Source organism: Prosthecobacter sp. (assembly GCF_020439865.1).
Taxonomy (GTDB): Bacteria; Verrucomicrobiota; Verrucomicrobiia; order Verrucomicrobiales; family Verrucomicrobiaceae; genus Prosthecobacter.
This window is the reverse complement of record NZ_JAGRPF010000212.1, coordinates 1-16,722: the sequence shown is the minus strand read 5'-3', so window position 1 is coordinate 16,722 and position 16,722 is coordinate 1. Positions and strand designations below refer to the sequence as shown.

The following is a 16,722-nucleotide window of genomic DNA, read 5'->3' as shown; positions in this document are numbered from 1 at the left end:
ACACATGGACGCTTCCGCCCCAGCTACAAACACACCGCGCATCCTTGACCGCGAGCCGTTGGTTCTCAACAACCGCTCCTACTCATGGATTACCAACCGCATCTGCGGCATCGTGGAAAACAAGCAGCCCGCCCTCTGGTGGATCCTTTTCATTCCTTCGGTGCTCCTGACCGGATTGATGGTGTTCTGCTTTGCCTACCTCATCTCCACCGGTGTCGGTGTCTGGGGTCAGAAACAGCCGGTTGCCTGGGCTTGGGACATCACGAACTTCGTGTTCTGGATCGGTATCGGTCACGCCGGCACGCTGATTTCCGCGATTCTTTTCCTCACGCGTCAGAAGTGGCGTACGTCCGTCAACCGTGCTGCGGAAGCCATGACCATCTTCGCCGTGATGTGCGCCGGTCTCTTCCCAGCCTTCCACGTCGGTCGTGTGTGGATGGTGTGGTTCCTCGCTCCGATTCCGAATGCGAACGCCATCTGGCAGAACTTCAAATCCCCGCTGCTGTGGGACGTGTTCGCCGTTTCGACCTACTTCTCGGTCTCCCTCGTTTTCTGGTTCCTCGGCCTCGTGCCTGACCTCGCGACGCTGCGTGACCGCTGCCGTCCTGGATTGAAAAAATTCCTCTATGGCCTGTTTGCGCTTGGCTGGCGCGGTGGCAATCGTCACTGGAGCCACTATGAGACGGCCTACATGCTCTTGGCCGCTCTTTCGACTCCGCTGGTGCTTTCCGTGCACTCCGTCGTGTCGTTCGACTTCGCGACCTCCGTGGTTCCCGGCTGGCACACGACCATCTTCCCGCCCTACTTCGTGGCAGGCGCCATTTTCGGCGGCTTCGCGATGGTGCTCACGCTGATGATTCCGGTCCGCCGCATTTACGGTCTGCAGGATCTCATCACGCCGAAACACATCGACAATATGGCGAAGATCATCCTGCTTACAGGCACGATCGTCGGTTACGCCTACTGCATGGAGCTGTTCATGGCCTACTACAGCGCCAACCCATATGAAGGCGCCGCTTTCACGCTTCGCGGTCTGACCGGTCCGTCCACCTGGGCCTACTATTTCATGTTCAGCTTTAACGTCTTTGCGCCGCAGCTGTTCTGGTATCGTCCTTTCCGCCACAACATGTGGGTGGTAATGTTCGTCTGCATGTGCGTGAACGCCGGCATGTGGTTCGAGCGCTACGTCATCATCGCCACCACGTTGGAGCGCCACATGGTCCCCGGTTCATGGGGTGTCTATCAGGCGACCTGGGTCGACAAGTACACCTTCCTTGGAACCTTCGGCTTCTTCATGATGCTGTTCCTGCTGTTCCTACGCTTCCTGCCCGTCATCGCCATTGGTGAAGTCAAAGGCGTGTGCCCGCAGTCGAATCCGCACCACGACGACCACGCTGAGAAGGGCGTCCAAGAGGAAGACCTCATGGATTACTCGGACCGCCACGTCCCCAAACCCGTTGCCGCCTAACTCTTTAACCGCATCCCCCGACTGTGAGCACCACCCTCAAACGAGTCCACGGCTACCTCGCTGAATTTGACAGCGTGCAGGAGCTGTATCATGCCGCCGAGCACGTGCGCGACGCAGGCTACCAGCGCTGGGACGTGCACTCCCCGTTCCCGATCCACGGCATGGACGCTGCGATGGGAAACCCGCGCTCTAAGCTGCCCTACCTCGTCTTCTGCGGCGGCATCACCGGCACTATCACCGCCTTTACTCTGCAGACCATCACCCAGACCAATTTCTGGAGCAGCATCGGTCTCGGCTTTCTTCAGAAGATCGTCGAAACTTACCCGACCGTCGTTCAGGGCAAGCCCACGGACATCTGGACGCTCCCGGCTTTCTTCCCCGTAATGTTTGAGCTCACGATTTTGTTCAGCGCCTTCACCACGCTCTTCGGTCTGCTCGCCCTCATCGGCCTGCCACGCTGGAACCACCCGCTGTTTGTCTCCAAGCATTTCCCGAAATTCTCGGATGACGGTTTCTTCGTCTGCATCGAAGCCCGTGATCCCAAATTCTCCCAGGAGGGCACCAAAAGCCTGCTCGAAAAAGCCGGCGGCAAGAACATCGAACTCGTGGAGGACGAAATCTAAGCCTGGCTTACCGCACGAACCATGAAGTACTTCTTCCTCAGCTACCTCTTTGTCGGCGCGATCATTGTGAGCGCGTTCGGATTCCGTGGCAGTAAATCAGAGCTGCCACCGCTCGAAGTGTTCCCGGACATGGACCATCAGGCCAAGATCAAATACCAGGCCGTGAGCGAATTCTTCGCGGACGGCCGTGGTGCACGCCTGCCTGTCAAAGGCACTGTTCCCATGGGCTTTGAAATCCCCTCCAAGCCTGTCGCCAGTGGCGCCAAACCTCCGCGCGTCGGATTTTCCAACGGAGTTGGTTACTACGACACCGGCAAGGTGGGTGACTACTACGGCGACGGTCTGCCGACCGAAATCACCAGCGACCCCTCCGTCTTTAATGAGGCCCTGATCAAACGTGGTGAGCAGCGTTATGCGATCAACTGTGCGATCTGCCACGGCGCTTCCGGCAATGGCAAGGGTGTGACCTCTAAATACGGCATTCTGACTGCGTTCAACTTCCAGCAGCCGGGTAACACGGACCCCGCCAATGCCGCTGCCTATCGTGCGGATGGTGCCATCTTTGACGCCATCACCAACGGTAAAGGTTTGATGGGTGGTTACGGCGGCAATATCACTGTGCGCGACCGCTGGGCCATCGTGGCCTATATCCGCTCTCTGCAACTCGCCGCCAAAGAGTCCGGCGTCACCCTTCCCCTTCAGTAACGGCACGTTCACGCGAATTCCGGCATGAGTCACCACGTCACCTTCAACGATCTGCCCCAGGGCGGAGAAAAATTCGAACCGGCCAAGGGCGGCAAGCTCATCGGCGCGCTGGGCCTCTTCGGCCTGCTCGGTCTCGCCACCTCGGCTTACTACTTCTTCGCCAAGACGGACACCTTTGCCTACTCCTGGCTGTTCGCCATCTTCTTCACCTTCACCTTCGTGGTGGGGGGCTGCTTCTGGATCCTGCTCCACAGCGCCTCGAACTCGAGCTGGGGCGTCGCAGTTCGCCGCATCTGGGAGAATCTGGCCAACATGATCCTTGCGCTTGGAATACTCGCCACGCCGCTGCTCGTTCCTGCCGTGCAGAAACCGCTCTATGAATGGATGGGCCACCATCGTGAGGCTGCTGAGCATGCTCATCACGACAACATCTCTGTACAGGACGCGCTGCATCACGCTTCGGAAGCCAATCCCCATCTGCACATTCTTGTCGAGAAGTTCGGCTACCTGAACATCACGAACCACCTCAAGTTCCCGTTCAGCTGGCAGGTGCGCTTCGTTCTCTACTTCTTGATTCTCTGGCACATCGCCCGCACTCTGCGCGGCAAGTCCCTCAAACAGGAACAGGATGGCGACATCAAGCACACCATCTCCGCCCGTTTGTTCTCCTGCCGCTGGCTGCTTTTCTATGCGCTGACCGTGACGTTTGCCGCGGTGGACTGGCTGATGTCGCTCGATTACAACTGGTTCTCCACGATGTGGGGTGTGTATATCTTCGCCGGCTGTGCCTGGTCCTCGATGGCGCTTTCGATCTTGGTTGTCACATGGCTGCGCAGCCTCGGCTACCTGCAAAAGGTTGTCACCGACGAGCACTACCACCTGATGGGCAAGCTGCTCTTCGCCTTCACCGTGTTTTGGGCCTACATCGCCTTCAGCCAGTACTTCCTCATCTGGTACGCCAACATCACGGAAGAGACCCGTTTCTATCTCACCCGTAACACGGAAGCGTGGCGCGGCATCTCGATCTTCATCGTTGTTGGTCACTTCGTGGGTCCGTTCCTGCTTCTGTTGTCCCAGCCCCGCAAAAAGAACCCGGTGGTGATCAGCCTCGTGTGTCTCTGGATCATCTTCATGCATCTTGTGGACATTTACTGGAATGTGATCCCTGAGCGTGGTCCTTCCCTTGGCATCGGTGTCTGGGTGCCCGGCGCCTGGGTTCAGGACATTGCAGCTCTCTGCGCCGTGTTCGGCACCATGGGCTTCCTTTTCCTCCGTGGGCTCGCCAAATACAGCCTCTATCCGTGGCGTGATCCTCGCCTCATCGAGTCCGTGAACGTCGTCAACTGATCCCCGTCCTTCTTCTCCATGTCGCAGACCGAACAACCCAAAAAAGCCGGTGCCACTTTCCTGTGGGTACTCGGAGCCTTCGCAGGCTTCGCCGTGCTGTTCACCATCATTCAGGCCATCAGTGATTCGAAGCGTGGTTTCGATCCGCGTGAGTCGGAGCGCCTGGCCAATACGGCCGAAATCGTCAAGGCGCAGGCTGAAAGCATCGCGAAGCTTGGTTTGAACGACGAAGCCAAGAAGAAGGCGGTGTTTGAAAAGACGCTTGCCGCTCTCGCTTCCAAAAAGCAGGCGGTGAGCACCCAGGTTGTCCCTGGTTCTCCCACACAGCTCAAACAGGCCGCCGCTGCGGCTGCTCCAGCTTCACCCACTCCTGCTGCTACCGCAGCACCTGCACCGGCCCCTGCCGCTCCCGCTTCGCCCAAGTAAGTCATGCAGACCACTCCCGCCACCCCTGACACGGACCTCCAGGCCGACAATCTTCGCCGCGCGGCGATCGACAAGTCGGTGAAAGGACCGGTGCTGTTCCTTTTCACCAACGGAGCCTTCTGGCTCATGCTCTCCACGCTCCTCGGCGTTCTCGCCGCGATCAAGCTGGTCGAGCCTGAATTTCTCGGAGACTGCCAGTACATCACCTACGGCCGCCTGCAACCGGCGCACATCAATGCGCTCGTTTATGGCTGGGGCGTTCAGGCCGCCCTTGGCGTCATGCTCTGGATCATGGCCCGCCGCTCGGGTCAGGAACTGAAGAGCGGCAAGAGCCTTCTCATCACCGCAGGCGTCTTTTGGAACATCACCATCACGCTGGGCGTTCTCGCCATCCTGATGGGCAAGAGCACCTCGATTGAGTGGCTGGAAATGCCCAAGTTTGTCTGGCCGGTGCTTTTGACCTGCTTCCTCTGCTACGCCTGGCCGATCGCCCGCATGTTCGGCCGTGCCTTCCGTCCGGAAGGTTTCATGGTCAGCACCTGGTACATCCTGGGCGCCTGCTTCTGGTTCCCTTGGATCTTTATCACCGCCAACGTGGCATTGCACTGCCTGCCAGGTCTTGGCGCGCTCGGTGCCGGCATTGACGCTTGGTACATTCACGGAGTGATCCTGCTGTTCTTCGTTCCTGTCGGCGTGGGAGCGGCCTACTACTTCATTCCGAAGATCACCGGCCAGCCCATCGCATCCCAGCAGCTCGCATCGGCTGGTTTCTGGACTCTCGCCATTCTCGGTGGCTGGACGGGCATGCAGAAGTACATGGGCGGCCCGCTTCCCGCGTGGATGTCCTCCATCGGCGCCTGCACCGGCGTGTTGTTGCTCATCCCGGTGGGATTGGTCGGCCTGAATCATCACCTGACGACGCTCGGCAAACACAGCTCGGTGGCTTCCAGTCCGACCCTGCGCTTCGTGTTCTTTGGAGCTCTTTTCTATCCGGTGTCCGGTCTGATTCTCGCGCTCAACTCCGCCTTCTGGACCGGCTCGGGTCTGCAGTTCACGCAGTCTTGGTACTCGTTCCAAGTGGTCAGCGTGTACGGCTTCTTCAGCATGTGCGTGTTTGGTGCGATCTATTACATCGTGCCAAGACTTTCCGGCTGTGAATGGCTCAGCGTGCGCCTGATTCGCAATCACTTCTGGTTCTCCGTTTATGGCGTCGGCACCATCGTCGTCATGAGCCTCGTCGCTGGCTGGCAGCAAGGCGCGGATTTGAACAATCCCGAGCATTGGGACCAGACCTTCATGAATCACGTCATCAATTCCCGCCCCTACGTCGTTTCCCGTGCGGTGGCTTGGGCGCTCATTAGCTTCTCGAACTTCATGTTCCTTCTCCACCTCCTGCTCATGGTCGCTGGTCTGGGTCGCCGCAGTTCGGCACCCACGCTGCTGGAACATGACCACGACGATCACGCTCTTCCCCACGAAGCCCACGCATGACCAACTTCCGCACTTTCATACTCGGTCTCGCCGCCGCCTTCGGGCTGCCATGGCTGTGCCTCATCGTTCTTCCGGCGATGCAGTACGAGCAGCTCACTCCTGTCGCCTATGACAAGGACAAGGATGGCGTCGAAGGATTTTTCCCGCCTGCTCCCGTCAACGGTCAGGGCCAGCTCGTTTACATCCGCGAAGGCTGCAATCAGTGCCACACGCAGATGATCCGCCCGGCGCAGCTCGGTCTCGACGGCTGGTACAAAGGCTGGGGTCAGGATCAGGAAGCCCGGCCTGAGACTCCCGCTCGTCCCAATGTGCTGCGCGACTACCTTGGCGAGAAATACGCGCTTCTCGGCATCCAACGTGTCGGCCCTGATCTCGCGAACTATGGCTGGCGTGCACCGTCCGCTGAGGCGCTCCATCAGCATCTCTATTCACCACGTTCCGTGCATGACTGGAGCACCATGCCGGCCTACACCCGGCTCTATAAGCTGCAAAAAATTCAAGGCCCCGCTTCAGATCGCGCGCTTAAGCTCCCGAAGAAGTTCGCCCCTCCAGCTGGCTACGAAGTGGTCCCGACTCCTGAAGCCGACCGCCTCGTCGAGTACCTTCTCTCCCTCAAAAAGGATTATCCCATCCCTGGACAGGCTGCAGCCGTCGCCGCTGCCGCCGAACCCGCCAAAAAGTAGCCCCTCTCGCGACACGCAAGCCCCATGAGCGCCTCCGCCCATCCCGACAGCACCGATCTCGACCGCCTTCACACCGCCGTGAAGCGCGAGAAGGAAGATCTCGCTCCCGAAAGCAAACCTGCCCCCTTGTGGGCCATGTTTTTGCTGATGCTCGTGGCCATTGTCGCCGGCGGGCAGCTGGGGCCGATGGCGGGTGGCTGGAGCTTCGATGTCAGCAATCCGTTTGCTTTCGCTGGTGGCGGTGATCCGCGTCCAGGCGGTGCCGGTGCCGGTGGTGCGCTGGATCCGTTTGCCAAGGCGATGAAAAAAGGCTCCAGCGGCTATGCCGTTTGCGGTGGCTGCCATCAGGGCAACGGCGGTGGTCTTCCCGGGCAGTTCCCCCCTCTCGCCAACTCGGAATTCGTGGTGGGCGGAACCGAGCGCCTGATTCGAATCGTTCAACACGGGCTGACCGGTCCGGTGACGGTCAATGGCCAAGGATTCAACACCCCCGGTGGGATGCAGCCCTTTGGTGCCGCAATGTCCTCCGAAGATCTCGCCAACGTGCTGACCTTTGTGCGCAACTCCTGGGGCAACGAGGCCCCGATGATCACCAAGGAAATGGTTCAGAAAGTGCGTGACGAAGAAAAACGCACCGCACAGTGGACCGTCCCTGAGCTTGAGCCCTTTGCCAAGAAGGACGTTCCCGGGGAAATTCCCGCCGGTCCCGGAGCCACTGCTGCACCTGCAGCCGCACCCGCCGCCAAGTAGGTTAAACAGCAATGACCCGTGTGAAGCAAACCGTCTCCCGCCAGGCACCTTGGGCTGCCTTCGGAGCCGTCATGCTGATCGCAAACGTGAGCTGTGGCAAAATTCCTGAAGCTGCAGACACGGTGACACTGGCACCAGCGGTGACCGTCGCGGAAGCCACCAGCATCACAGGTAAGGTGACGCTCAAAGGCGCGGATTCAGCGAAGCTCACAAAAGTCGTCGATGTCGGTGGCAATCCGTTTTGCACCGGTCACGGTGACATCATCGATCCGGCTTGGCGTGTCGCTGCAGATGGTGCCCTTGCTGATGTGGTGATTACTGTGCGTGGCAGCCAGCGGGCCGACAACCTGCCTGCCGCCGCTCCGTTGATTGACCAAACAAAGTGTGAGTTTGTGCCGCATACCATTGCGATCCAGCCCGGACAGAACGTCCGTTTTCACAACAGCGATCTCACCTTCCACAACATCCGCATCGCCCGTTGCGAAGCCGGAACGCACGGCAAAGGCGACAACATGGACAATTTTGGCCAGCCCTCGCGCGGAGACGAAAACGTGAAGACGTTCAACACGCCGGGCATCTATCGGCTCGAGTGTGACGTGCATCGCTGGATGAACGCCTGGGTGTTTGTTCATGAAGGCGTTCATTCCGCGGTTTCCACGGCGGACGGTCACTTCACCATTTCACGTTCTTTGGCTGATGGCGACTATGTCGTCGAAGCTTGGCATCCCCAGTTTCCGCAGACCCTTTCGCAGACCGTCACTGTCCGTGGCGGCAAAGCCACTGCCGACTTCGTTTTTGACTTCGCGAAAGCCTTTCAACTCTGACCTTTGACTCCAAGCCTATGAGCGCCGCCGCCACCACCCACGATCACGCCCACGATCACGCGCATGATGATCATGCTCACGGGCACCATCAACAGAACTTCGTGTGGAAGTACATTTTCTCCACCGATCACAAGACCATCGGCATGCAGTATGGTCTCACCGGCCTGATCTTCCTGCTGTTCGGCTTCTTCCTCATGCTGCTCATGCGCTGGAGCATTGCCTATCCGGGCGTGCCCGTGCCGGCGATCGAGACCATTCGTGCTCTCCCGGCCATCGGCGACCTGTTTGAAGCCATGTTCGGTCGCTGGCTGAATGCGGATGGTTCCCTCAATGGCGAGCTTTATAACATGCTCGGCGCCATGCACGGCACCATCATGGTGTTCTTCGGCATTGTGCCGCTTGGATTTGCCGCCTTCGGCAACTTCGTCATGCCGCTCCAGATCGGCACCATCGACATGGCGTTCCCGCGCCTGAACATGATGAGCTACTGGTTCTTCTTCATCAGCTGCGTGCTCATGATGTACAGCTTCTTCGTTGGAACCGGCCCGGTGCAGACCGGCTGGACGATGTATTCGCCACTGGCTTCGACTGCGAACATCGGTGTGACGAGCGTCTGGAATCACGGCCACACCTGGTGGCTTACGGCGATGGTGTTCAACATCTCCGCCTCCCTTCTGGGTTCCGTCAATTTCATCGCCACCATCATCAACCTGCGCACCAAAGGTATGACATGGATGAAGATGCCATTCTTCTGTTGGGCGATGTTTGTGACCGCCTTCCTGCTCCTGCTGGCCTTCCCTCCGCTCGAAGTCGCCGCCATTCTGCAGCTCTCTGACCGTGTGTTCGGCTCTTCCTTCTATCTGCCCACGGGTTTGATGGAAGGTGGCAAACACCTCGACATCTCCGGCGGCGGCAGTCCCCTGCTCTACCAGCATCTGTTCTGGTTCCTCGCTCACCCTGAGGTGTACGTGCTCATTCTGCCGGCATTCGCCATCCTCACGGACATCATTCCTTGCAATGCCCGCCGTCCGCTCTGGGGCTACAAGTCGATGGTCTATTCGGTGCTCACTCTCGGATTCCTCAGCTTCCTCGTCTGGGCGCACCACATGTATCTGACCGGCATGGGCACCATGATGTCCACCTACTTCCAGATCACCACCGTGCTCATTTCGGTGCCTTCGGTGATTCTTCTCACCTGCATGATGATCTCGCTCTGGGGCGGCTCCATCCGGTTCAACACACAGATGCTCTTCGCGTCCGCCTTCCTGCCGATGTTCGGCATTGGTGGTCTGACCGGGCTGCCGCTCGCTTTCGCGTTTATCGATCTCGCCTTGCACGACACCTACTACGTCATCGGTCACTTCCACTACGTGGTCGCCCCGGGCACCATCTTCGCCCTGTTTGCCGGTGTCTATCACTGGTTCCCGAAGATCACCGGCCGTTTCATGAACGACAAGCTCGGCAAGTGGCACTTCTGGCCTTCGCTCGTTGGCATGAACCTCGTGTTCGCCCCGATGTTCATTCAGGGCATGGCCGGCTTCCACCGCCGCTGGTATGACGGCGGCAAGTATTTCGAAAACACCTCCGGCTTCACCAACTGGAGCACAACGCTCACCCACAAGATCGGTGCGTTCTTCGGCTTCGACATTCCAGACAACATGCTGTCCCTCAACATTGTGATGTCCATCGGTGCCTTCATCCTCGCCCTGGGCCAGGTTCCGTTCATCATCAACTTCTGGTTCAGCATCAAGGGTGGCAAAAAGACCACGAGTGACAATCCTTGGGATGCCACCACGATGGAATGGGCCACACCCACCCCGCCGCCGCACGGCAACTTCCTGTTCGACCCGGTCGCCCATCGTGGTCCCTACGAATACAGCGTTCCCGGCCACGGAACCGACTTCTATCCACAGTGGGAATCCGAACCCGGCAAACCTGAAACCAATCCTGCCGCCGACAAGGTGCTGGCGCACCATTAATCCGCGAACTCCGAACCGCGCACCGCGACTACTTCAATGGACATCCCCTACACCGTTCACGCCCGTCCAGACACCGGTCTTTACAACGCAAAGATCGGCATCTGGCTCTTCCTTGCCTCGGAAGTCATGCTCTTCGGCGGTCTTTTCTCCGCCTATATCTTCCTTCGTGTCGGCGCCGACTATCCTTGGCCCGTGCATGATCTGGATGTGACGTTGGGATTCGTCAACACCGTGGTCCTCATTGCCTCCTCCGTGACCGTCGTCATGGCTTGGGCGTGTCTCAAAATGCGCAAGTTTGGCTGGTACCGCATCAACATGGCGATCACGGTCCTTTGTGCCGCGGTTTTCATGATTAACAAGACCCTTGAGTACAAGGCCAAGTTTGCCCACTACGCCGTGAAGCTCACGGATGGCACCTTGCTCACAGGCCACCTGCCTCATGGCTATCAGATCAAGTTCGACGGTGTGACTGAGCTCTCGCTTTCCGTCCCGGTCAAGAAGAGCGCCGTCAGCGCCGACCCCGTCGGTTATGTCCTGCCGTTCATCGAAGGCGACGCGCCCAAGTTCAAAACAGAAGACGGTCAGGAAATCACGCTCGATCAAGCGACGTTCGCTTCACTTGCTGCCAGTGCCGTTGAAAAAGCCAAAGCTGCGAACAAAGGCAGCGCGTCGATCAAACTCGTTGCCGCGACTCCGGTGAAATTCGCCGCCAAGCCTTCCGAGATTTTTGGCTACACCGACACCACCATCACCTTCCGCGACGGCACCACCGCCACCGGCAAGCTTGTGGACGACAAGATGACTCTCGAAGTCGACGGCGTTGATGCACGCGGCGTGGCCCAGTCGGAGAAGTCTCTCGCATTCGATCATCGCTATCTCGGCGAAGCGTGGCAGAAAGCTTTCGTCTCCAATCGTGACCATCACATCTCCAAGTTCGAGAAGGACTATCCCACCCGCGACAAGTCAAAGTCCGCCACGCTTCAAAAAGAGGCTCTCTTCTTCAAGCTCCACTCGGCCACTCCTCCTGCCGAAGGCGAAGCCCACGGTGAGAAGCATGGTGCCGAAGCCCACGCACCTGCCGAACATGGTGGCGGGCATGGTGAAGCCCATCACCCTACGGTGGTGCTGGAAAAGAAAGACATCACCTTCTTCTCCAACTTCACGCCGAAGCTCAACACCTACTACGCCATCTACTTCACGCTCACCGGTCTTCATGGTGCTCACGTGGTCGTCGGTGCCTTGGTGCTGCTCTACTTCCTGGTGTTTGATGACAAGCGCCTGAAAAAGGATCCGGAGCATCTCGCCAACCGCGTGGAAGTCGGCGGTCTCTTCTGGCACTTCGTCGATCTCGTTTGGATCTTCCTCTTCCCGCTGCTTTACCTCCTGTAATCCTCCAATTTTACCGTCATGGCTGACAACATCGAAGCAATCCAGAAATCGGTCAAAAAGTACATCGCCATTGGTGCGCTGCTCATCTTCTTCAGCGGCCTGACCGTGGCGCTCTCCTATATCGAGCTGCCGACACACGGCCTGAACATTCTGGTCGGGATGATCTTGGCGACCATCAAGGCAGCTCTTGTGGCGTTGATTTTCATGCATCTCAATCATGAGCGCAGCACGATCTACAAGATCCTCGCCTTCACGGCGGTCTTTGCCATTGTCCTCTTCGTTCTCTTCGTCCTCTCACACGACGACCCGCTTACGTTCTCCGGCTTTTACAGCCCTGTTGACCGCTAATCTGCACAGCAGCCATGTCACTCAAGCACTTCCACATCGTCTTTCTCGTCTTCGCCATCCTGTGCGATGCCGGGTTCTGGCTGTGGATGCATTTCATGCCTGAAGACGCCGCCAACGCGGGTGCCGCCGGTCTGAAAAACTACGCTGGGCTCCTCTGCCTCTGCCTGTTGGCCTACTGCGTTTGGTACCTCGTCAAAAAAATGCGCACCATCATTGTCTGACTCATGATTCCCGCGCTTCCATCCTCCGTTCTCGCCTGTGCCACCTGCATGGCTGACAAAGGCAGTCTTGTCGGTCAGGCACAGGGATTTGCCATTCTTTTCATGCTCGGCGTTCTCGCCTTCATGTTCATCTGCGCTGCGGGCATCGTTTTTTCCATCGCGCGTCATCAGCGGAAAGTCCGCAGCCTTGATGCGTCCGTCATAGCTTGAAACACTTTAACCTGAAACTTGGAAACCCCTTAACTCATGAGCGTCTCTGACATCAACCAACTGTTTGGCCAAACCCCCGTCGCTTCGGAACACGGCGGTCTCGTCGATCACATGCTCGGCTTTGTCCACTGGGTCATGATCGTGCTTGGCGTCGGTTGGTCCATCTACCTCTGCATTGCCTTCTACCGCTTCCGCCAGAAAAAGACCGCCAATGCCGACTACCATGGATTCCGCGGCCACGCGACGACCCACATCGAAATCGGCGTCGTCATCGTTGAAGCCATTCTCCTGCTCGGCTTTGCCTTCCCGCTCTGGTCCCGTCAGGCTGATGAATATCCCACTTCTCCAGACACCATCCGCATGCGCGCCCTGGGCGAAAAGTTCCTGTGGAACTTCCAGTATCCCGGCACGGACATGATGCTCAGCACCTGGGACCCGCGTAATATCAATGGTGCCACCAACACCACCGGGAAAGATCTGCATGATCCAAATGGCAGGGATGACTTTGTCAACCCGGGCACGATGAAGCTGCCAGTGGGGCGCCCTGTGATCGTTGATGTCGCGTCCAAGGACGTCATTCACAACCTCGCTCTCGTTCCCATGCGTGCATCCCAGGACGCCACTCCGGGGGTGAAGTCCCACATGTGGTTCAAGCCGACGAAGGAAGGCACCTGGGACATCATCTGCGGCCAGCTCTGCGGTCCGGGCCACGCACAGATGAAAGCCATCCTCGAAGTCGTTCCTGCGACTGATTACGATTCCTGGGCCAAGGAACAGTCGGATTCGGCTGCGAAGAAGACCAAAGAAGCTGAAGCCGCCGCTCCGAAGCCTGCCGCTCACTAATTTCCATCCTCCCGGATGGCAGAATCGAAGGGCAAAATAATGACCTCATTATTTTGCCCTTTTTGTTTTGCCACACGTTCGTGATCTGAAGTTCATGCCCTCCCGCGCCTTTCATCGCTATGCCCTCTTCACGCTCGCCGTGGGTGTTGTGTTGATCTGGTGGGGGGCGGCGGTGACCACGGAAGATGTCGGCCTTGCAGTTCCTGACTGGCCGCTCTGCTACGGCAAGATCAACCCCGAAGGTTGGTACAAGGTGCCCGCATTGCTGCTTGAACATGGACACCGCTGGCTTGCCACCACCATCGGCTTTCTGGTGCTCGGTCTCTACTACTGGCAGTTTGCCAAGTTCAAACCTGGAGCAGTTGAAGGTGTGGGCATCGTCCTGTGCTCCTTCGGCTTTCTGGTGCTGATCTACATGGGCGCGCTCTTCGCCGCAGCCTTCATCGCCGTCCTTGGTTTCGGCTGGCTGACCTTGAAGTGGTACAGCCAGCGCTGGCCCCTGTTGCGTGGACTGACCACGCTTGCGTTGCTGCTGGTGGTACTGCAGGCCTCGCTAGGTGGCCTGCGTGTGCTCAAGATGTCCGATCCCCTCGGCATCACGCATGGCACGCTCGGGCAGGTGTTTTACTGCCTGCTCGTCTTCATCGCGTTCGCCTCCTCACGGACTTGGACAGAAGGCCGACTTGTTCTGTCGGTCAAAGAGGCCGCGCAGGCCCGTTTCTGGTCGCTCACACTGTTCCTCTGCGTCTTCGGCCAGCTCGTGCTCGGGGCCTCCCTGCGCCACACCCAGCGTGATCATCTCGCCGCCAGCGACATCCTCACGACGAAAGGCCAGTGGCTGCCGCCCACTTCACCGGCCGACGTGTTCCTGCTCTTCGCGCACAAATACTGGGGCTTCACCGTCGCGTTGCTGATCCTGTTCGTGGCCGTGCGTGCCCGCCACTGGTTGATCACATTGCCGGCGATGCGCCCCGTCGCCACGCTGCTGCTCATCATGCCCACGGTTCAGGTCGCGCTCGGCATCTTTGTCATCCTCACCGGCAAGAGCTTCTGGGTCACGAATTTCCATGTCCTCAACGGCCTCGCTCTTCTCGCGCTCACCAGTCTCCTAGTCGCCACCTTCTGGGGCGACAAGCTGACACGGGCAGACGAGGGCGAAGTGGATCCGGCGTAATCGCGCATCACTTCACGATTTCGCCCACCAAAAGAATCGCGCCGGGATAAAACGCTGTTCCGTCGAAGCGCTTGGCCTTGTCGATCTTGTTGCCGTTCTTCGCGAGGATCTTCGCCTTATCCGGCTGATCGGGATGAATCTCGATCTTCACCGTATGCACGGTGTCCTCAAGATCGCTACCAATCATGAGCGCGCTCAGACGATGGTAGGTGCAGTAGGCATCAAAGCGCGGCACGATCCTCGCAGGCTTGTCGTCCAGCGTCACGATCACCTGGCCGCAATCGGGTCCGATGATGTCATAGATCGAAAAGCGCGTGCCTTTGAACTTGAAGGTGATCGTCTCGCCCGGCTTCGAGCCTTTGTGCAAAGTCGTCATGCGGTTCGCCCAGCGTTTGCCGAACTCATCCGTCTTTGGGTCAAGCAGCGTGAAGCCCGGCGACAGCGCTGCTTTGGAAATTGGCAGCAGCTTGGCCTGCTCGTAGTTCGTGGCGATGAACGGCGCGCCCAGCGTGTGCGCCGCGGGTTCTTTCGACGCCGCCTTGATCGGTTCCATCGAGCGCACGATGGCGGCGAGATACAATTCGTGGCCCGTCTCCGGATGCGGATGCACGCTGTCGGGTGCGAAGACGAATTTGCCTTCGAGCGCTTTCTTTTCCTCGTCCGTCTTCGGCAGCTTCGCCCTCCACACGAGCTTGCCTTCCTTCGCCAGCTTCGCGACCTCCATCGCCATGTGGATCGTCGGGATGCCGTAGTGATCGGCGATCTTCTCCATCGCGCTCGCCGAGCGCTGGAACTTGCCGTCGAGCATCGCGGGCGCGAGTGCCTCGGTCAGCGTGTAAACAAAACAGATGTCGCAGTACGGCAGCGCCTTCCACGTCTGACGCACGATGCCTTCCATGCAGCGGAAGATCTGCTCCGGTGCCGCGCCGCCGTCATTCACGGCGAACTCGACAAACATGAGGTCCGGCTTGTGATCCAGCACGTCCTGTTTCAGACGAAACACGCCGAGGTCCGAGCCTGTGCCGCCGATCGCCGCGTTGATCTCGCTGAACTTCGCCTGCGGATACGTCTTTTGAAAATACGCCAGCGTCTTCGGTCGCCAGCCAGACTGTGCGGTGATCGAGCCGCCGAGATAACCGATCTTCACCTCCGCGCCCGGCGTGTTCGCCTTCGCGAGGAAATTCGGCAGCCCGTTGCGCGGGCGGCATTCCTTGGCCTCGACGAGTGGGAATTCATCCGCGGCGAAGGACGCGGCCGTGAGGGAAACGAAGCAGAGCAGGGCAGGGAGGAGCGATTTCATGGCGGGTCGTTCATAGTGGGCCGTGAGTGAAGCGGGGCAATGATTTCGTTGTTCCTGCATCATGAAACGCCGTCGCTTTCTTCAGGCCCTGCCGCTCACGCTGGCCGCCGCGCCTGCGCCCGCCTTGAAACTCGAGCTGGGCATCACCACCGGCTCGTTCGTGCGGCATCTCGTCGAAACCGCGCAGCCGGGCAAACTGCGACTGCTCGACCTCCCGCGCATCATGCGCGACGAACTCGACATGCGTGTGATCGATTTGATGACGGCCACGCTCGTTTCGCTGGAGCCGAAGTATCTCGAGCAACTGCGCCAGGCCGCGGCGGATGCCGGTTGTGTGCTCACGAACCTCAAGATGAACCAGAAGGGCCTCGATCTCGCCACGGCGGATGAAAACCTGCGGCGCGAGTCCATCGCGGTGTATCGCCGCACGATCGATGCCGCCGCGTTGCTCGGCGTGCGCTGGGTGCGTCCGCTGCCGGGACCAAAAGCGCCCGATTTGAAGCTGCTCGTGCCTTCGTATCGCGAGTTGATCGATTACGCGGATGAGAAAGGCATCGGCGTGCTCATTGAAAACTTCGGCTGGATGCAGGGCGATCCCGACGCGATCCCCCAAGTCATCCAGGCCGTCGGCAGCGATCTCAAATCACAGCCCGACACCGGCAACTGGACCGACGAAGCGCGCTACGACGGCCTCACGAAGGCGTTTCCCTTCGCCGTGTCGTGCGATTTCAAAGCCCGCGACTTCGACGCCGATGGAACGCACAAGGCCTACGACCTGAAGCGCTGCTTCGATATCGGCTGGCAGGCGGGCTTTCGCGGGCCGTGGTGCTTCGAGCATTTTCACAACGACCTCGCACAGCTTTTCCGTGAAATGGGCGTCTTGCGCGACATGCTCCGTGGCTGGATCAAAGCCAGCCCGCCATGAGTTTCCGCCAGCAGCT

At 59.0% G+C, this 16,722-nt stretch carries 18 protein-coding genes; 17 read left to right on the top strand and 1 reads right to left on the bottom strand.

The window, feature by feature from the left end:
- The first annotated feature begins 4 nt into the window (after positions 1-4).
- The 16 genes from nrfD (at position 5) to KDL09_RS22530 (ending at position 14,481) form a co-directional block, all read left to right on the top strand.
- Positions 5-1,468 (top strand): NrfD/PsrC family molybdoenzyme membrane anchor subunit, encoded by a 1,464-nt coding sequence (gene nrfD / locus KDL09_RS22605; RefSeq protein ID WP_294390278.1) that lies wholly within the window; start codon positions 5-7, stop codon positions 1,466-1,468.
- Between the two features lie 23 nt (positions 1,469-1,491).
- Entirely contained in the window at positions 1,492-2,091 is a 600-nt protein-coding gene (locus tag KDL09_RS22600) for a DUF3341 domain-containing protein (protein WP_294390275.1), read from the top strand.
- Positions 2,092-2,112: 21 nt separating this feature from the next.
- On the top strand, positions 2,113-2,796 hold the full coding sequence (locus KDL09_RS22595; protein WP_294390272.1) for a cytochrome c: 684 nt from the start codon (positions 2,113-2,115) through the stop codon (positions 2,794-2,796).
- Between the two features lie 24 nt (positions 2,797-2,820).
- Positions 2,821-4,143: a hypothetical protein gene (locus KDL09_RS22590; RefSeq protein WP_294390269.1), complete on the top strand. Its 1,323-nt coding sequence runs from the start codon at positions 2,821-2,823 to the stop codon at positions 4,141-4,143.
- Between the two features lie 18 nt (positions 4,144-4,161).
- Positions 4,162-4,569, top strand: coding sequence for a hypothetical protein (locus KDL09_RS22585; RefSeq protein WP_294390267.1), 408 nt, complete (start codon positions 4,162-4,164; stop codon positions 4,567-4,569).
- Between the two features lie 3 nt (positions 4,570-4,572).
- On the top strand, positions 4,573-6,060 hold the full coding sequence (locus KDL09_RS22580; protein WP_294390264.1) for a cbb3-type cytochrome c oxidase subunit I: 1,488 nt from the start codon (positions 4,573-4,575) through the stop codon (positions 6,058-6,060).
- Positions 6,057-6,743, top strand: a complete 687-nt coding sequence (locus KDL09_RS22575) for a cbb3-type cytochrome c oxidase subunit II (RefSeq protein ID WP_294390261.1) — start codon at positions 6,057-6,059, stop codon at positions 6,741-6,743. The genes KDL09_RS22580 and KDL09_RS22575 overlap by 4 nt, the downstream gene beginning before the upstream one ends.
- Before the next feature lie 24 nt (positions 6,744-6,767).
- Complete coding sequence (locus tag KDL09_RS22570) at positions 6,768-7,493, top strand: c-type cytochrome (protein WP_294390258.1); 726 nt, start codon at positions 6,768-6,770, stop codon at positions 7,491-7,493.
- A gap of 71 nt (positions 7,494-7,564) precedes the next feature.
- Entirely contained in the window at positions 7,565-8,317 is a 753-nt protein-coding gene (locus KDL09_RS22565) for a carboxypeptidase regulatory-like domain-containing protein (RefSeq protein WP_294390256.1), read from the top strand.
- Positions 8,318-8,334: 17 nt separating this feature from the next.
- Positions 8,335-10,296 (top strand): cbb3-type cytochrome c oxidase subunit I, encoded by a 1,962-nt coding sequence (locus tag KDL09_RS22560; RefSeq protein ID WP_294390253.1) that lies wholly within the window; start codon positions 8,335-8,337, stop codon positions 10,294-10,296.
- Between the two features lie 36 nt (positions 10,297-10,332).
- On the top strand, positions 10,333-11,685 hold the full coding sequence (locus KDL09_RS22555; RefSeq protein ID WP_294390249.1) for a cytochrome c oxidase subunit 3: 1,353 nt from the start codon (positions 10,333-10,335) through the stop codon (positions 11,683-11,685).
- Between the two features lie 18 nt (positions 11,686-11,703).
- Positions 11,704-12,033 carry a cytochrome C oxidase subunit IV family protein gene (locus tag KDL09_RS22550; RefSeq protein ID WP_294390247.1) on the top strand — a complete coding sequence of 110 codons (330 nt, stop codon included), beginning with the start codon at positions 11,704-11,706 and terminating at the stop codon, positions 12,031-12,033.
- A gap of 14 nt (positions 12,034-12,047) precedes the next feature.
- Entirely contained in the window at positions 12,048-12,254 is a 207-nt protein-coding gene (locus tag KDL09_RS22545; protein WP_294390245.1) for a hypothetical protein, read from the top strand.
- 3 nt (positions 12,255-12,257) lie between these two features.
- The gene (locus tag KDL09_RS22540; protein WP_294390242.1) at positions 12,258-12,464 is read left to right on the top strand and encodes a hypothetical protein; all 207 of its coding nucleotides are present in this window, start codon (positions 12,258-12,260) and stop codon (positions 12,462-12,464) included.
- Between the two features lie 36 nt (positions 12,465-12,500).
- Positions 12,501-13,307 carry a cytochrome c oxidase subunit II gene (locus KDL09_RS22535; RefSeq protein ID WP_294390238.1) on the top strand — a complete coding sequence of 269 codons (807 nt, stop codon included), beginning with the start codon at positions 12,501-12,503 and terminating at the stop codon, positions 13,305-13,307.
- A 94-nt stretch (positions 13,308-13,401) separates the two neighbouring features.
- Positions 13,402-14,481 carry a COX15/CtaA family protein gene (locus KDL09_RS22530; protein WP_294390234.1) on the top strand — a complete coding sequence of 360 codons (1,080 nt, stop codon included), beginning with the start codon at positions 13,402-13,404 and terminating at the stop codon, positions 14,479-14,481.
- Between the two features lie 7 nt (positions 14,482-14,488).
- On the opposite strand, the gene KDL09_RS22525 is transcribed toward KDL09_RS22530, so the two are convergent.
- Positions 14,489-15,781, bottom strand: a complete 1,293-nt coding sequence (locus KDL09_RS22525; RefSeq protein WP_294390232.1) for an SGNH/GDSL hydrolase family protein — start codon at positions 15,779-15,781, stop codon at positions 14,489-14,491.
- A gap of 61 nt (positions 15,782-15,842) precedes the next feature.
- On the opposite strand from KDL09_RS22525, the gene KDL09_RS22520 reads away from it, so the two are divergent.
- The gene (locus tag KDL09_RS22520; protein WP_294390230.1) at positions 15,843-16,706 is read left to right on the top strand and encodes a TIM barrel protein; all 864 of its coding nucleotides are present in this window, start codon (positions 15,843-15,845) and stop codon (positions 16,704-16,706) included.
- Positions 16,707-16,722: the final 16 nt, after the last annotated feature.

Excerpts from the sequence above, each read along its gene's own strand:
- nrfD (WP_294390278.1), top strand. The coding sequence starts at position 5 with ATGGACGCTTCCGCCCCAGCTACAAACACACCGCGCATCCTTGACCGC.
- KDL09_RS22595 (WP_294390272.1), top strand. The coding sequence starts at position 2,113 with ATGAAGTACTTCTTCCTCAGCTACCTCTTTGTCGGCGCGATCATTGTG.
- KDL09_RS22590 (WP_294390269.1), top strand. The coding sequence starts at position 2,821 with ATGAGTCACCACGTCACCTTCAACGATCTGCCCCAGGGCGGAGAAAAA.
- KDL09_RS22585 (WP_294390267.1), top strand. The coding sequence starts at position 4,162 with ATGTCGCAGACCGAACAACCCAAAAAAGCCGGTGCCACTTTCCTGTGG.
- KDL09_RS22580 (WP_294390264.1), top strand. The coding sequence starts at position 4,573 with ATGCAGACCACTCCCGCCACCCCTGACACGGACCTCCAGGCCGACAAT.
- KDL09_RS22575 (WP_294390261.1), top strand. The coding sequence starts at position 6,057 with ATGACCAACTTCCGCACTTTCATACTCGGTCTCGCCGCCGCCTTCGGG.
- KDL09_RS22570 (WP_294390258.1), top strand. The coding sequence starts at position 6,768 with ATGAGCGCCTCCGCCCATCCCGACAGCACCGATCTCGACCGCCTTCAC.
- KDL09_RS22565 (WP_294390256.1), top strand. The coding sequence starts at position 7,565 with ATGCTGATCGCAAACGTGAGCTGTGGCAAAATTCCTGAAGCTGCAGAC.
- KDL09_RS22560 (WP_294390253.1), top strand. The coding sequence starts at position 8,335 with ATGAGCGCCGCCGCCACCACCCACGATCACGCCCACGATCACGCGCAT.
- KDL09_RS22555 (WP_294390249.1), top strand. The coding sequence starts at position 10,333 with ATGGACATCCCCTACACCGTTCACGCCCGTCCAGACACCGGTCTTTAC.
- KDL09_RS22550 (WP_294390247.1), top strand. The coding sequence starts at position 11,704 with ATGGCTGACAACATCGAAGCAATCCAGAAATCGGTCAAAAAGTACATC.
- KDL09_RS22545 (WP_294390245.1), top strand. The coding sequence starts at position 12,048 with ATGTCACTCAAGCACTTCCACATCGTCTTTCTCGTCTTCGCCATCCTG.
- KDL09_RS22540 (WP_294390242.1), top strand. The coding sequence starts at position 12,258 with ATGATTCCCGCGCTTCCATCCTCCGTTCTCGCCTGTGCCACCTGCATG.
- KDL09_RS22535 (WP_294390238.1), top strand. The coding sequence starts at position 12,501 with ATGAGCGTCTCTGACATCAACCAACTGTTTGGCCAAACCCCCGTCGCT.
- KDL09_RS22530 (WP_294390234.1), top strand. The coding sequence starts at position 13,402 with ATGCCCTCCCGCGCCTTTCATCGCTATGCCCTCTTCACGCTCGCCGTG.
- KDL09_RS22525 (WP_294390232.1), bottom strand. The coding sequence starts at position 15,781 with ATGAAATCGCTCCTCCCTGCCCTGCTCTGCTTCGTTTCCCTCACGGCC.
- KDL09_RS22520 (WP_294390230.1), top strand. The coding sequence starts at position 15,843 with ATGAAACGCCGTCGCTTTCTTCAGGCCCTGCCGCTCACGCTGGCCGCC.